At 35.6% G+C, this 15,380-nt stretch carries 11 protein-coding genes and 1 pseudogene; 8 read left to right on the forward strand and 4 right to left on the reverse strand.

Annotated features, from left to right (window positions below; all coding sequences use genetic code 11):
• Window positions 1–76: 76 nt before the first annotated feature.
• Both H5J24_RS18535 and H5J24_RS18540 read right to left on the reverse strand, forming a co-directional pair.
• Window positions 77–2,176 carry a T9SS type B sorting domain-containing protein gene (locus H5J24_RS18535; RefSeq protein ID WP_068939760.1) on the reverse strand — a complete coding sequence of 700 codons (2,100 nt, stop codon included), beginning with the start codon at window positions 2,174–2,176 and terminating at the stop codon, window positions 77–79.
• 155 nt (window positions 2,177–2,331) lie between these two features.
• The gene (locus H5J24_RS18540; protein WP_232815762.1) at window positions 2,332–3,129 is read right to left on the reverse strand and encodes a hypothetical protein; all 798 of its coding nucleotides are present in this window, start codon (window positions 3,127–3,129) and stop codon (window positions 2,332–2,334) included.
• A gap of 202 nt (window positions 3,130–3,331) precedes the next feature.
• On the opposite strand from H5J24_RS18540, the gene glgP reads away from it, so the two are divergent.
• A complete protein-coding gene (gene glgP / locus H5J24_RS18545) occupies window positions 3,332–4,999 on the forward strand; it encodes an alpha-glucan family phosphorylase (protein ID WP_068939763.1) in 1,668 nt (555 codons plus the stop codon).
• A gap of 58 nt (window positions 5,000–5,057) precedes the next feature.
• Here glgP and H5J24_RS18550 read toward each other — a convergent pair whose 3' ends face one another.
• Window positions 5,058–5,246 carry a DUF6496 domain-containing protein gene (locus H5J24_RS18550; protein WP_068939765.1) on the reverse strand — a complete coding sequence of 63 codons (189 nt, stop codon included), beginning with the start codon at window positions 5,244–5,246 and terminating at the stop codon, window positions 5,058–5,060.
• Between the two features lie 11 nt (window positions 5,247–5,257).
• Window positions 5,258–5,731, reverse strand: a complete 474-nt coding sequence (locus H5J24_RS18555; RefSeq protein WP_068939768.1) for a hypothetical protein — start codon at window positions 5,729–5,731, stop codon at window positions 5,258–5,260.
• A gap of 126 nt (window positions 5,732–5,857) precedes the next feature.
• On the opposite strand from H5J24_RS18555, the gene H5J24_RS26250 reads away from it, so the two are divergent.
• The 7 genes and pseudogenes from H5J24_RS26250 (at window position 5,858) to H5J24_RS18585 (ending at window position 15,361) form a co-directional block, all read left to right on the forward strand.
• Window positions 5,858–5,926, forward strand: a complete 69-nt coding sequence (locus H5J24_RS26250) for a bacteriocin-like protein (RefSeq protein ID WP_407918884.1) — start codon at window positions 5,858–5,860, stop codon at window positions 5,924–5,926.
• Window positions 5,927–6,168: 242 nt separating this feature from the next.
• Window positions 6,169–8,298, forward strand: a complete 2,130-nt coding sequence (locus tag H5J24_RS18560; RefSeq protein WP_068940136.1) for a S9 family peptidase — start codon at window positions 6,169–6,171, stop codon at window positions 8,296–8,298.
• 9 nt (window positions 8,299–8,307) lie between these two features.
• Window positions 8,308–9,105 (forward strand): hypothetical protein, encoded by a 798-nt coding sequence (locus H5J24_RS18565; RefSeq protein WP_068939770.1) that lies wholly within the window; start codon window positions 8,308–8,310, stop codon window positions 9,103–9,105.
• Window positions 9,106–9,233: 128 nt separating this feature from the next.
• A pseudogene (locus tag H5J24_RS18570) lies at window positions 9,234–10,888 on the forward strand (peptide MFS transporter).
• 133 nt (window positions 10,889–11,021) lie between these two features.
• Complete coding sequence (locus tag H5J24_RS18575) at window positions 11,022–12,776, forward strand: peptide MFS transporter (RefSeq protein WP_068939775.1); 1,755 nt, start codon at window positions 11,022–11,024, stop codon at window positions 12,774–12,776.
• Between the two features lie 59 nt (window positions 12,777–12,835).
• The gene (locus tag H5J24_RS18580; RefSeq protein WP_068939777.1) at window positions 12,836–13,828 is read left to right on the forward strand and encodes a PDDEXK nuclease domain-containing protein; all 993 of its coding nucleotides are present in this window, start codon (window positions 12,836–12,838) and stop codon (window positions 13,826–13,828) included.
• Between the two features lie 21 nt (window positions 13,829–13,849).
• Window positions 13,850–15,361 (forward strand): peptide MFS transporter, encoded by a 1,512-nt coding sequence (locus tag H5J24_RS18585; RefSeq protein WP_068939779.1) that lies wholly within the window; start codon window positions 13,850–13,852, stop codon window positions 15,359–15,361.
• Window positions 15,362–15,380: the final 19 nt, after the last annotated feature.

A 15,380-nucleotide genomic window follows, 5' to 3' on the forward strand; every position in this document is an offset into this window, starting at 1 on the left:
TGTAAAAAATCAAAAGGAAAAACCACCTCTTTCCGAAGTGGTTTTATCTATGTATTTTATTTATAGTATAGCATTATTATTCCCGGTTTTTAACTAATACCCAGCCTGTAAATTTAACAGGGGTATTCTTGCTGTTATTTTCATTCCATAACACAGAATACCAATAGGTTCCGGTTGGAACTTTTCTTCCTCCTACTGTTCCGTCCCATTTATAGCCATTAAGTTTATCTGCCTGATGAATCTTGGTTCCGTATCTATCAAAAACATTAATGATAAGATTTTGTTTCCCTGATAATGCAGAATAATCAATCATATCATTTACACCATCGGCATTTGGAGTGATTACGTTAATCAGGTTGGGAACTACAACTTCTACTTTTATAGGTTCACAATTGTAGGCGTCTTTCACAAAGACATTATAATTACCTCTGGAAAGATTGGTAAAAGTATTGGAATCCTGCCAAACAATATTATCCAGGGAGTATTGATAAGGCGGGTTGCCTCCTATGGCAGATACCGTTAAAGTAGTATTGGTCACTTCAATATTAGAAATCACAGGAAGTTCAGATGGCAATACCTTTACCGTTTGTGTAGTAATACATTCGCCGGTTTTAAGTTTCACCCAATACACTCCAACCCCTACAGTAACCGTTTGGGTAGTAGCTCCGGTACTCCATTGATAGCTTTTGAATCCTGGTCCTGCATCTAAAGTAGTTTTACTTTCTACACATATGGTTTTATCTTTAAGGACATCAGAATATTTCGGCGGAGTCACAATCAAAGTCACCTTAACAACAGCGTAACATCCTCTGGCATTGGTAACTCTTATATACACCACTCCATTAGGAGCGATATAAGTTAAAAAATTTAAAATTTCATTAGTCTGATTAATGGCATCAGTTTCAGAAGGATAATATTTTTTAGTATTATCCGGAGTGGTTACCGGAGCGTTTGCTAGATTAAAAGATCCAGTACTTGGATTGGATTCTATAAAACATTCCGTAAGCAGAGCTTCTTTGGCAAAAACAACAGGATGAAATTTTAACATAATCTTTGCAATACCAGTACATCCATATTCAGACGTCACTTTTACATAAATAGTTCCTTCCGCAGAAACAAATGCGTTCGGATTCGTGATCTCATTAGTCCCTGCATTTAGGTCAAACATACTGTTATAGTATTTTTTCGAAACACCATTTGCTGCTATAACATCAGCTGTGGTGAGATCAAAAAGAGCTGTTCCTGCATTATTATTGTTACACTCTATTAATGTGGCGTCTTTTACCACAATAGATCCGTCTTTAAATTTAAATGTTCCCGTTTGTTTACATTTATTAAGCGGACTATTTGGATTGGTTGGGTCTGCATAACTTATGCTATAATAATAAACCGTTGTAGTATTTACTACTTGAGGAGCTGTAATAGGATTATTGACTGTTAATGCATCATTGGCACTGGTATGATAACTTACACTAAAACCAGGATTTCCATTAATAATCCCTGATGATAAGCTCGTAAAGTCAAATATAACAGGATTTCCACAGATCACCACTTCTCTTGGATTAGCAGGATTAGCAGCCGGGATACCTGGTGGTATGAAAGGATTAGGCTGAATAGTTGGATCAGTAAATGGAGAAGCTAACGTAGCTGTTCCACCCCATGTTAAAGAGAAAGGAGCGGTTGTACTGCTCGTGCTGCTTACCCAGTTGTCAATAAATAAATAGTACGTTTGTCCTGGTAAAACATCCAAATACCGACAATATGGAGTAGTGGATCCTCCAATCGCGTTTGTAATGGTACTGGTCATATTCAAGCCGGTTGCAGCTCCCACACCAATAACGGTTGCAGCATTACAGCGTATAGCAGATCCCAGACTTCCACAATTTACATTAGGCCCAAAGATAGCCCAGTCATAATCGGCATCCGGATTATTGGGAACCAGATTGAATGTCAGAGTACCAGCTGTAGCAATGGTAATTTTATACCAGATCGAATTGTGTTCTCCAGATGCATCTATACAAGTCCCGGAATTCACCATTTCCTTAATATTACCATACCCGGAAGGACTGTAAGTAATATTAGAATTTCCGCAAACAGCGAGTGCCGTAGCACAATCTTGCTGAGAATATAGAAAATGGGAAATGCAGAAAAAAACAAATAGTAAAATTTTTCTCATAGATATTTTGATTTAGTGGTTAAGTCGTTTTGCGTCAGATCAATACCCAACTTATATCAAATATACCTATTATTTAATTACAAATAACAAAAACCGATATTTTTTATGATATCTAAATTAAATACCGCGAATCATTACAAATAAATATTAATTTATTATTTTATACTTGTAATATTCCCACAAAGATTTTCAAGGTGAAAAATTTTATGGAAAGGGCTTTTCACTTCTTTTAAATGGTCTTTATCCTGGATAAATGTATACCTTGATGCAATAGAATTCATATCAGAAACAATAACCAGCCAGCATTCATCCACTGAAGTATCGTAATAAGGAAACTTTTCATTCTTTTTTTCAATAAGATCAAGAATTTTTTCGGAGCATAGCTCATCAAAAAGATTCATACTATATTCATGCGTAATAAAAACATTTCTTCGATGGAAAGATTTTCTTACACTTTTCACACACCCTACTCCTTTATTTTTTTTTATGCTTTTGTAGATATTAATGATATTTTCCTCCTGCTCTTCCAGATTATCAAACTTTATATTGGGGTGAAATTCTAAAAAATAAACACCATGATACTTCGTAGTGTCTTCCTGTTCTAATATTATTTCTGCCTGGCGGAACATTTTATTCAAAGTACTTTCTACCTTTTTCATTTCCAGATGATTGATGACTTCGGTCAATTCTATTCCGATTTTTTTGTCGTTCAGTTTTGCGATAAAGTCTGGGCTTTCGCAGGTAAAGTTTTCAAATTTTACATCGGGAAAATGGTGCATAAAAGAGTTGAGTAGAAGAATCTCTGACTTTTTCCGGTATTTTTCACGGTCATGAAGCGGAGATTCATCTATGGTACGGTGATACTTTTCTATAGGCTTTTTTTTCAAATGCCTGTTAAGGTAATATAAACTCAGATTCTTGATCAGATCTTCATCAGAAAATGTCTTTTTCATGTGTGATTTTTTTATTTAATTAAACACATGCAGCCATTGGCTTTCATCATTAAAAGTTTTTGATAATCAAAAATTTACACTCTTAAAGATAAGTAAAAAAACTATTCAATGCTTAGTTTTAAAATTAATTTATCCATTAATTAATATAAAGTTTATTTTCATTATTAATACCTTTGCCTTCTTAAACACAAACCAGCATTCTATGGATTTTAGGAATTTTAAAATACCCTACAGCATCAATCCCCAATATTCAAAAAAGACCGCCTATTTCTCAATGGAATTTGCCCTTGAGCAGGTATTGAAAATATATTCCGGAGGACTTGGTTTTTTAGCCGGTTCTCATATGAGAAGTGCTTATAACCTTAAGCAGGATCTTATTGGAATTGGAATTCTTTGGAAATTCGGATATTATGACCAAGCGAGAAATCACGATCAGACTCTTCAGCCTGTATGGACAAGAAAAATGTACAGCTTTCTTGAAGATACGGGAATAAAGTTTCAAATTGAGATTCACAGTGCCCCTGTTTGGGTAAAAGTATGGTATCTCGATCCTGAAATTTTCAATACAGCACCTATGTTTTTTCTTTCTACGGATGTTCCTGAAAACGATCATGTTTCAAAAACAATCTGTCATAAGCTTTATGATGCTAATGAATCTACTAAACTAGCGCAATATATCTTACTCGGAAAAGGAGGTGCCAAATTGCTTGATGAAATGAACACTGAAAGAGATGTTTATCATTTAAATGAAGCTCACGGCCTTCCTGCAGCATTTTATCTGTTAAGAAAATACAATGGAGATCTGAATAAGGTTAAAGAAAAACTGGTTTTCACTACACATACTCCTGAAGAAGCAGGAAATGAAAAGCATAGTTTCAGATTGTGCTATGATATGACGTATTTTTCCGGTTATAGCATGGAAGAAGTAAAAGCAATTGAAGGAACTGATGATGACCGCTTCAATCATTCTCTTTGTGCTTTGAAAATGGCAAGAATAGCTAATGGAGTTTCTCAGCTTCATGGGGTGGTTTCCCGTACCATGTGGAATAAATATCCCGGAATCTGTGAAATTACTTCCATTACTAATGCACAGGAATTCAAATATTGGGCAGACAAACCGCTTTACAATGCAAAAGATGAAAACGATGATACCGTTTTCGATTACCGTAAAAAACATTTAAAGAAAAAATTATTCAGCATTGTGGCTGATCAAACCGGAAACCTATTCAACCCTAATGTTTTCACTATCGTATGGGCCAGAAGATTTGCAGGCTACAAACGTGCAGAGCTGCTTTTACATGATAAAGACAGATTCTACAAACTTTTGAATAATCCGAAATATCCGGTACAAATCATCTGGGCTGGAAAACCTTATCCTATGGATTATTCAGCAATATCTACCTTCAATACTTTGGTGGAAGAAAGTAAGAATCACAAAAATATGGCTGTCCTTACCGGATATGAACTTTCTTTAAGCAAATCATTGAAGCAGGGTTCTGATCTTTGGTTAAATAATCCAAGAGTTCCAAGAGAAGCATCCGGAACTTCAGGAATGACAGCAGCAATGAACGGATCTGTCAACTTATCCACAGATGATGGCTGGATTCCTGAATTTGCCAAACATGGAGAAAACTCTTTCGTAGTTCCTAAAGCAGATTACATGAATATGAGCATCTATGAGCAGGATAATTATGATTTAAATACATTATATGAGATCCTTGAAAACGAAATTCTTCCTATGTATTATGATCATCCGGATCAATGGAGAAAAATCCAGCACAATGCTATGAACGATGTAAAAGATCAGTTCAATAGTGATAGAATGGCTGATGAATATTATAGAGTATTGTATAATCAAAAAAATAATTAATTATTTTACTCTACCATCAAAAAATGCCCGGAAAATTTCCGGGCATTTTGTATAAAGATTATTTACTTTTCTTTTTGGATGGCACTTTAAGTCCTTTTTCTCTCGCTTCAGAAATACCAATGGCTACCGCTTGTTTTCTGCTTGTCACTTTTTCCCCGGAAGAAGATTTCAGTTTTCCTTCCTTGAATTCGTGCATTACTTTTCCTACTTTGTCCTGAGCTTTATCTGAATATTTGGTCTTGCTCATGATAATTTTTTTTAAGATTTTGGCAGGGATACCCCTAGTTCATAAACTCTGGCATGTTTCAAATACTTTGAGCGTTCTCTTGATGTTACCGACTGAAACTGATCATTTTTGATCACAATAATTGGGTCTTCTATATTTTCAATTTCAAAATTAGCAAAGTACCTTTCATCCGGACTTGTTTTATCATTTCTCGCCTTAATTTTCTGTAGCTCTTCCGCATATTTTCTAAATCCGGGATCAGATGAATGGATAAATTTATACTCATCGCCTGCATACACATAGTAATGAAGTTTTTTCTCTATCAAACCGGCTTCATCTGTAATTTCGGGATTATCATTTCCATCTTTAAACCCTACTTCTACTAACATTCCTCCTTTCTTATCAGCACATTCCTGCGCATCATTAAAACTAGAAAAACCTGTATAAACAATTCGGTCGTTTAATACATAACGGTTCAGTTTCTGGTTGTATGCATTCGTTTCCATAATTATTCTTTTTGATTGATTGGTAATTATATATATTCAATTTTTTTGCCAAATTGTCTTTTTTTAAAAATTTCACCATCCGATAATTTTTTCAATTACCTTAAGTTTACAATCAAAGTATTAACCATGAAAAATTTAAAGAAGGTTTCTAGACAACAATTAAAAGAAGTAGAAAGAAGTGTTTTACCCGAATGACAAGATGCATGGACAGTTCTACCAGTAAACTCAGAATTTGTTGGATTGGAGGATTTTAAGAATCGTCGTGTAGTTCTCCGTATCCTTTTATGCTCCGGCAGTATATTACCCGCCAGACAATGGAGATTCCGGGACAGTTCATGTAGCTAATTAGTATAAAAAATCAGGACGTAGATCCCTATTATTGTTTTATATGGTTATGTAACCAAGATTCATTAAATTTGGAAGCATTAAAATTAGAAATGAAAAAACTACTCTTAACTTTGACTATAGCTGCTGCATTTCACAATGTGTCAGCACAGGAAATCACTTTAGATAAAATATATTCAGGATACTACCGAGGAAAAGGCATTGCCGGAATTACTTCCATGAAAAACGGAGAAAACTATCTTGTTATTGAGCCTTCAGGAATTGCAAAATATTCTTATAAAACTTCTCAAAAAGAAGGAAATATTGTGGATGGAAGCTTTGAAAGCTATATATTTTCTGACGATGAGTCAAAGATTCTTTTACAGAATGGAAGCCAGCCTATTTACAGACATTCTTTTCTTGGAAAATTTGATGTAAAAGATTTAAAATCAGGGAAAGTTACCCGTTTAAACGAAGGAAAGCCTGTACAGGAGCCCAGGTTTTCACCTGATGCCACAAAAGTAGCTTTCATTGTTGATAACAACTTATTCTATCAGGATTTAACTTCCGGAAAAATCACTCAGATGACTGCAGATGGCAAGAAAAATGCAATTCTTAATGGTTTGGCAGACTGGGTCTATGAAGAAGAATTTGGCCATGCGAGACAATATGAGTGGACAAAAAACTCTGATGCTATTGTATTTGTAAAATCTGACGAGAGCCAGGTTCCGGAAATTTATATTCCGATCTATGGAAAAAACCTTTATCCTGCAGAAATGCGTTATAAATATCCTAAGGCAGGAGAAAAAAATTCGGTAGTTTCTGCACAGTTATATCGCCTTGATACAGGGAAAATATTACCATTGAATTTAGGATCCTTCAAAAATTATTATATCCAGAATGTTTTCCAGACTGCAAAAGCGGATGAAATGATTCTGATTACTTCGGAAAGAATTCAAAATGCTTCTGATGTTTTAAAAGTAAATACCAAAACAGGAGCAGTACAGAAATTATTCACGGAAACTGATGATAAATGGATTGAAACAGACAGTCCAACCATTGAATTTCTTGATGATGATTCTTTCCTTTGGGCTTCGGAAAGAGATGGAAACCGTCATTTATACTGGTATGACAAAGATGGGAAGCTTAAAAAACAGGTTACCAAAGGTAATTGGGAGGTAACAGATTATTATGGCTTCAACCCGAAATCTAAAGAAATCTATATTCAGACTACAGAAAAAGGAAGTATCAATAAGGTTGTTTCTAAAGTTAGTATTGAAAACGGAAAGTCACAACTGATCTCTAATGCAGAAGGAAATAACGCTGCAAATTTCAGCAAAAACTATAATTATTTCATTGAAACTTCTTCTACTGCTGCAAAACCCCATACTTATGTTTTAAAAGACGGAAACGGTAAAGCAGTGAAGGAACTTCAGAACAATAACGATCAGCTTCAGAAATTAAAAGCAGATAATTTTGTTGAAAAAGAATTCATCACTATTCCTAACGCCGTAGGTGATCAGATGAATGCCTGGGTTATGAAACCTAAAAATTTCGATCCTAATAAAAAGTATCCGTTGTTTATGTTTCAATATTCAGGTCCTGGATCACAACAGGTTGCCAACTCTTGGGACAATGGAAATACCATGTGGTTCAATCACCTTGTACAAAAAGGATATATCGTTGCTTGTGTAGATGGACGTGGAACGGGGTACAAAGGAGCAAAATACAAGAAAGTGACCTATATGAACCTTGGAAAATATGAGATCGAAGACCAAATTACAGCAGCAAAGTGGTTCGGGAACCAATCTTATATTGACAAGAGCAGAATCGGAATGTTTGGATGGAGCTTTGGTGGATATATGACCAGCTTAGCGATGACAAAAGGAGCCGATGTCTTTAAAATGGGTATTGCAGTAGCACCAGTAACCAACTGGAGATATTATGACTCTGTATACACGGAAAGATTTATGAGAACACCTCAGGAAAACCCTGATGGATATGACAAAAATTCTCCTACTGAATACGCTAATCTATTGAAGGGAAAATTCCTTTTAATCCATGGAACGGCGGATGATAATGTACATTTCCAAAACTCTATGGAGTTATCAGAAGCCTTGATTCAAAATAAAAAACAATTTGATTTTATGGCATATCCGGATAAAAACCACGGAATTTATGGTGGCCAGACAAGACCGCAGCTGTATCAGAAAATGACAGATTTCATCCTGAATAATTTATAGAAAACAGTAATGAAGTCTGCTCTTCACTTATTATTTTTATTATGCTGGTCTGTGTTCTTTTCACAGCAAGCAATTACTAATGAGGGTAAAGAAGTTATGCTTCTTGAAGATAAAACATGGAAATCCAGTAGAGGCGACCTTGGAAACTTTTCCACTATGGAAGCCTTTACAGCGGGTGATCAGAAAGTGATTATTTTCTCAGACAACACATGGAAGTTCATGAACAAAGCAACGGAAAGCCTGTATGAAAACACTGTAATCAACAGTACAGCCTACACAAATCCGAAAACTGCTTCATCATTGGCTCAAAGCAAAAGAGCAAATGCCGGATTTTATTATGATCCTAAAAAATGGACTGTCCTTCAAGAGCAGCATGAATACTCCCGTGGAGAATTTGAACTTCAGGGAGTATTGAATAAAGATATGTTTGCCAGTTTTGGAAGTTTTCCTTTAGAAAATAATACCACATTAAAAAATGTGAAGGATATTGTTCTTACAAGTTTTTTAATGAATCCCAGTCACTATAAAATCAAAAGAACAGAATTCAGGACTGTAAACGGAACTGAAATGTTTTATATAAAATATCATGACATTGATCTGGATTATGACATCATACATTATTATGTGATTACCGGTGATAAAGCATGTGCACAAATAAGTGCCGGCTCTCCGGAAAAACAGTTTACATCTAGTGAAAAGGATCTGCAGGATTTTCTCAATGGTCTGATAAAAGTGAAAACGGAGAAATATGTTGAACAGGTTAATACCCAAGCTCCCGTTCCATCACCACCCAGAAAGCAAAACTAAAAATAGATCCCTTTCAAAATTTTTGAAAGGGATTTTTATATTTATTTCATTAATCATTTAGGGGTATATTATTTATTTTATCAATTGGAATTAAAAACTTATTTTTGGGGCAATTGAAATTTGAATATATGAAGACAAAACATCCTAAAGGGCTGCCCTATCTTTTCTTTACAGAAATGTGGGAGCGTTTCGGGTACTACCTGATTCTTGGAATCTTTGTTCTGTACGTCATTGAACCTGCTGGTATGAAAGGAGGTCTGGGACTACCTGACAAAACTGCTGATGACATTTTCGGAACCTATATCGCATTAACTTACCTTACTCCTTTCATTGGTGGTTTCTTAGCTGATAGAGTGTTAGGATATATCAAATCTATTTATCTTGGAGGTATTCTGATGGCCGCAGGATATATTGGGATGGGTGTTTTCAAGGATTTACCTTTATTTTATGCTTCTCTGGCATTAATTATTATCGGAAATGGTTTCTTTAAACCTACTATCTCTACTCTTTTAGGAAATCTTTATTCCGAAGAACCTTATAAAGCGAACAAGGATTCCGGATACAATATTTTCTACATGGGAATCAATATCGGGGCATTTATCTGTAACATTATTGCGGCATTTATGCGAAACAAATTCGGTTGGGGTGAAGCCTTCATCACTGCCGGAGTTGGGATGTTGATTGGTATGGTTATTTTTACCATCGGAAGAAAACATTACATCCATGCTGCTCAAATGAAGCCTGTACAGGAAGGTGATACAAAACTTTCTGAGATCATGCTTAAAGTATTTGTTCCTGCTATTGCTGCCGGAGCTATCGGATGGTTTATTCCTAATAATATCTTTGGAAGTGATAGCACAGATGCCTTTATTTTTGCCTGTGTTCCTGTTATTTACTTCTATGCTTCTCTTTACTTTAAAGCTAAACCTGATGAAAAAGCATCAATCGGAGCATTACTTTCTGTATTCCTGATCAGCATGTTTTTCTGGGCCGTTTTCAAGCAGAATGGTACTGCTTTAACAAGATGGGCGAATTATTATACGGACAGAAGTGTTCCTGCCTCTCTGGAAAAACCTCTGGAAGGAATTTATATGGTGGACGGGAAAAGTTATGAAAACAAAGAAGTTCCTGTCTATGACAACCAATTCCGTTCTCAGAAAGATGACAATGGAGATACTAAAAAGAAATGGGGAAAGATGTTTATTTTAAAAACATTTCTCCGGAACAGCGTGCGGCTCTTGAGAAAAACCCTGAAACTAAAGTGTACTTATACAACACTGAGCTATTTCAATCCATCAATCCATTCTGGGTCATTGCCTTAACTCCGGTTGTGGTAGGATTCTGGGCTTTGTTAAGAAGAAAAGGAAAAGAGCCTTTAACACCAACCAAAATCGTTTTAGGATTGTTTATTTCAGGTCTTTCATGCCTGGTAATGGTGTTGGCAGTAATGGCTGGAGATAACGGTTCCGTAAAGGTTTCTCCTTTATGGCTGGTAGCGAGTTATGGGGTGATTACTATTGGAGAATTATGTCTTTCACCAATGGGGCTTTCATTCGTTTCCAAGCTTTCCCCTGCAAGAATTACAGCTCTCATGATGGGAGGATTTTTCCTTGCCAACTCTGTAGGAAATAAGCTTTCAGGAATTCTGGCCAGCACATGGTACAATTATGAAAACAAGACGAATTATTTCCTTGTAAATTTCGGTTTGTTAATATTTGCTACCCTTTTAGGCCTTTCTATGCTAAAAAGATTAAATAAAATTATGAAGGAAAAAGGGCATTAATCCTTGATCTTATAAAGAATAGCAAGCTGCGGACTGAGTCCGCAGCTTTTTTATTTAAAAATAAAATTAAAACCTTGCCAAAAACCCAAAATAAACTATATTTGTCAGTCTTAACAAAAATTAACAATAGAAAATGGATAATATTGAAGCAATAAATCCGAAACCGGATGAATTGGTAGAGAATAAGGGCTCCAGACATCCAAAAGGATTATGGGTTCTATTCGGAACGGAAATGTGGGAGCGTTTCAACTTTTACGGAATGAGAGCACTTTTAACGCTCTTTATGGTAAATTCCTTATTGATAAAAGAAGCTGATGCAGCGATTATCTATGGTGGATTTTTAGCTTTATGTTATTTAACTCCGCTTCTAGGAGGCTTTATTGCTGATAAATATATAGGAAACAGATTTGCAATTATCGTAGGGGGATCTCTAATGGCAATTGGTCAGTTTTTATTATTCATCAGTGCTTCAACGTTCTCTGCGGATATTGGAAGTGCTAAAATGATTATGTGGCTGGCATTATTTGTTATCATTTTTGGTAATGGATTCTTCAAACCGAACATTTCCTCAATGGTGGGAAGTCTTTACCCTAAACAGGAAAAGTCTAAACTGGACTCTGCGTTCACGATTTTCTATATGGGGATCAACATCGGAGCATTCCTAGGACAGTTCATCTGCCCATACCTAGGAGATGTAAAAGATGCAGCTACCGGAGTAAGAGATATCTTTGCTTTCAAATGGGGATTCTTAGCAGCTTCAATAGCAATGTTAATAGGAACTATAACATTCTTTATCCTTAAAAATAAATACGTTGTAACTCCGGAAGGAAGACCTATCGGAGGGTTACCAAAAAATAACAGTACTGCAGATTTTGAAGAAGGAGAATCTCAGACAGCTAAATTCTCAGGGATGTCTTTAGGGATCACTATAGGTATTTTTGCTGTTCTTTTCTTTGTATTCAGATATTTACTGGTTGGAGAACTTGGATTTAACTCAGTGGAAATGGGACAGATGATTAAAGGAATTATTTATCCATTCATCTATGCAGCAGGTATTTCCCTTGCATTCCTGATTATGACTTCCGCTGAAAACAAGGTTGAAAGACAGAGAATCTGGGTAATTTATATCGTTTCATTCTTCATTATATTCTTCTGGGCAGCTTTCGAGCAGGCAGGATCTTCATTAACGTTTATTGCAGATAACCAGACAGACAGAGACATTTTCGGATGGAATATGCCACCTTCAATGGTTCAGATCTTCAACGGAATTTTCGTTGTTCTTTTAGCTTTCCCTTTCAGCTTAATGTGGGATAAACTAAGAGCTAACGGAAAAGAACCTGTATCTCCTCTGAAACAAGCTATTGGTCTTGCTGTAATTGCTCTTTCTTATTTTATCATTGCACACAATGTAAAAGATCTTGGAAACTCAGGTTTATTAGCCATCAAATGGTTAATGCTTCTATATTTCATCCAAACTTGTGGTGAACTTTGTTTATCTCCAATCGGACTTTCTTTGGTAGGTAAATTAGCACCTAAGAGATTTGCTTCATTATTATATGGTGTTTTCTTTATTTCTAATGCTGCCGGATATGCTTTAGCAGGTTCATTAGGAGCTCTTATTCCTGCAACAGGTGATAAATTTAAGAAAGCTCAGGAAATTGGAGTTAACTTACAGGATGTTTTAGATAAAAAGGTAACTTTAACTACTGACCAGGTTGCAGCATTTGAAAAAGCTCAATTACCATTACACAACCCTACTTTTGTAGGATTTGAGATTCACAACTTATTTGAATTCTTCATGGTATTTGTGGTACTTTGTGGTATTGCTTCTGTAATCTTAGGTTTACTTTCACCAGTATTAAAGAAAATGATGCATGGTGTAAACTAATTGCATTAACAAAATATGAATAAAACCTCTGCTAAGTCAGAGGTTTTTTTTATTTTCGTATGATGGAAATTTCCGAAGATTCTTTATTCCAATCCGTAAAGGAAATCATTAGACAGTCGCGCGAAAAGGTTTTTCGGATAGCGAATTCTACATTACTGCTTACCTATTGGCAGATTGGAAAACTTATTGTTGAAGATGAACAACAAGGAAAAGAACGTGCTGAATATGGAAAATATACATTGAAAAACCTTTCTCAAAAGCTTTCTTTAGAGTTTGGAAAAGGGTTTGATGAAAGTAATTTGAGAAATATGCGTTCTTTTTATCAAACTTTTCCAATATGTGACGCACTGCGTCACGAATTGAGCTGGACACACTACAGATTATTATTCAAGTTAGATCATACTCAGAAAATCAATTATTATATAGATGAAACTATTCAAAATAATTGGAGCTCAAGAGACTTAAAAAGACAAATCAACTCATTAGCTTACGAAAGAGTTTTAAAACATAAACAATCTTCTACCGAAAGTATTCACAGTGTTTTAAAAGATCCTTATATTTTTGAATTTCTTGGATTAAAGGCTGATGATCAGTTTTCAGAACAAGAAATTGAAACCGCCATCATAGATCACATCCAGAAATTCTTACTGGAATTTGGAAAAGGGTTCGCTTTTGTCGCAAGACAGCAACATATCTCTACAGATACTTCCGACTTCTATATTGACCTGGTATTCTATAATTACATTTTAAAATGTTTTGTCATTATTGATTTAAAAACCGGTGAACTCTCTCACCAGGACATCGGGCAGATTGATATGTATGTAAGAATGTATGATGATATGAAGCGTGGTGAAGGAGACAATCCCACCATTGGTATTTTACTATGTTCTGAAAAGGATGAAACCATTGTAAAATACTCCGTACTTAATGATAAAAATAATTTATTTGCCAGCAAATACCTGCTGTACCTCCCAAAAGAAGAAGAATTAAAACAAATCATTGACCAGGACAGAATCCAATTTGAACTGGATCAGGAAAATAAAAACCCTTAATTAAAACAATCATATATCATTATGAGCTTAACTTTAGATGAAATACAAAATTTCAAAGGAAAATACCCCAGACAAATCTGGAGTCTGTTTTTCTCTGAAATGTGGGAACGTTTCTGTTTCTACGGAATGCGCGGAATGCTGGTTTTCTTTATGATTTCTCAGCTTAATTTCCATGAAAAAGAAGCGAACCTTCAGTATGGTGCCACCCAGGCCTTCGTATATGCCTTTACCTTTGTAGGTGGACTTTTTGCAGATAAAATTTTAGGATTCAGAAAATCCCTGTTCTGGGGCGGGCTACTGATGATCCTTGGTAGTTTGATCCTCGCAACCGATCCACACAAATTCTTTTTCCTTGGAATTGCATTTACTGTAGTAGGAACAGGTTTCTTCAAACCTAACATTTCATCCATGGTAGGACAGCTTTATAAGCCTAATGATTCAAGAGCAGATGCTGGTTTTTCCTTATTTTATGCAGGAATTAACCTTGGAGCCCTATTAGGCGGTTACCTATGTATCGCAATCGGTAAAGGAGAATTTTTAGGAAATCTTATTGCAGAAGAAATGAGATGGCATATTGCTTTCGGACTGGCTTCAGTAGTAATGGTTATCAGCTTAATCAACTTTGTGTTTACTCAAAGAAGATTGGGAACTATCGGTTTACAACCGGGGCATCCATTAGCAGAAACTAAAAGTGCTCCTATCCCAAAATGGAAAGAATATGGAGTGTATGTCCTGTCTTTAATTTTCATCCCAATCATTATGACAATGGTTGCCAAGACTGAATATACGGATTATTTCATGTGGACTATTGGGCCATTGACATTGATCTATTTATTCTATGAAATGTCTAAAGTAACAGCTGCTGAACGTAAAAAGCTTTGGGCTGCATTAGTATTCATCATCTTCTCTATTATTTTCTGGGGAATTTATGAGCAGAGTGGAGGTTCATTAAGTATTTTTGCTGCTAAAAACCTTAATAAAGATCTTTTCGGACTGGACCCGAATGGAGTGAACAATTCTGGTGGTGCCTTCTTCATCATTTTCCTTGCTCCATTAGTAGGGCTTCTTTGGATTTGGTTGAACAAGAGAAAAATTGAACCGAATACGATCATTAAATTCGGATTAGGATTTATCTTCTTAGGAGCTGGATATTACGTTTTATTTGCGACCCGATTATTCGCCGACTTACAGGGAATTACTTCATTGAACTTCTTTACACTGGCGTTATTAATCATTACTCTTGGGGAATTATGCCTCTCTCCTATTGGTTTATCTATTATGACCAAGCTTTCCACCAAAAACCTTCAGGGAATGATGATGGGAATGTGGTTCCTTGCTTCGGCATATGGACAATATGTGGCAGGAATTATCGGAGCCAGTCTTGCTACAGCAAAAGAAGGTTCTACCAATTATGATGAACTTATCACTTATACCGATGGATATAAACAATTGGGATTGTATGCGATAATTGCCGGAGTGGTATTAATTTTGATATCTCCGTTTGTGAAAAAATTAATGCAGGATGTAAAATAGAAAATAAGTAATTATGCTT

The organism is Chryseobacterium capnotolerans (assembly GCF_021278965.1).
GTDB lineage: Bacteria > Bacteroidota > Bacteroidia > Flavobacteriales > Weeksellaceae > Chryseobacterium > Chryseobacterium capnotolerans.

What these genes read in the sequence shown, in the direction of transcription:
- glgP (WP_068939763.1), top strand. Translation starts at nt 3,332, where the DNA reads ATGGATTTTAGGAATTTTAAAATACCCTACAGCATCAATCCCCAATAT.
- H5J24_RS18565 (WP_068939770.1), top strand. Translation starts at nt 8,308, where the DNA reads ATGAAGTCTGCTCTTCACTTATTATTTTTATTATGCTGGTCTGTGTTC.
- H5J24_RS18575 (WP_068939775.1), top strand. Translation starts at nt 11,022, where the DNA reads ATGGATAATATTGAAGCAATAAATCCGAAACCGGATGAATTGGTAGAG.
- H5J24_RS18585 (WP_068939779.1), top strand. Translation starts at nt 13,850, where the DNA reads ATGAGCTTAACTTTAGATGAAATACAAAATTTCAAAGGAAAATACCCC.
- H5J24_RS18560 (WP_068940136.1), top strand. Translation starts at nt 6,169, where the DNA reads ATGAAAAAACTACTCTTAACTTTGACTATAGCTGCTGCATTTCACAAT.
- H5J24_RS18550 (WP_068939765.1), bottom strand. Translation starts at nt 5,246, where the DNA reads ATGAGCAAGACCAAATATTCAGATAAAGCTCAGGACAAAGTAGGAAAA.
- H5J24_RS18540 (WP_232815762.1), bottom strand. Translation starts at nt 3,129, where the DNA reads ATGAAAAAGACATTTTCTGATGAAGATCTGATCAAGAATCTGAGTTTA.
- H5J24_RS18580 (WP_068939777.1), top strand. Translation starts at nt 12,836, where the DNA reads ATGATGGAAATTTCCGAAGATTCTTTATTCCAATCCGTAAAGGAAATC.
- H5J24_RS18555 (WP_068939768.1), bottom strand. Translation starts at nt 5,731, where the DNA reads ATGGAAACGAATGCATACAACCAGAAACTGAACCGTTATGTATTAAAC.
- H5J24_RS18535 (WP_068939760.1), bottom strand. Translation starts at nt 2,176, where the DNA reads ATGAGAAAAATTTTACTATTTGTTTTTTTCTGCATTTCCCATTTTCTA.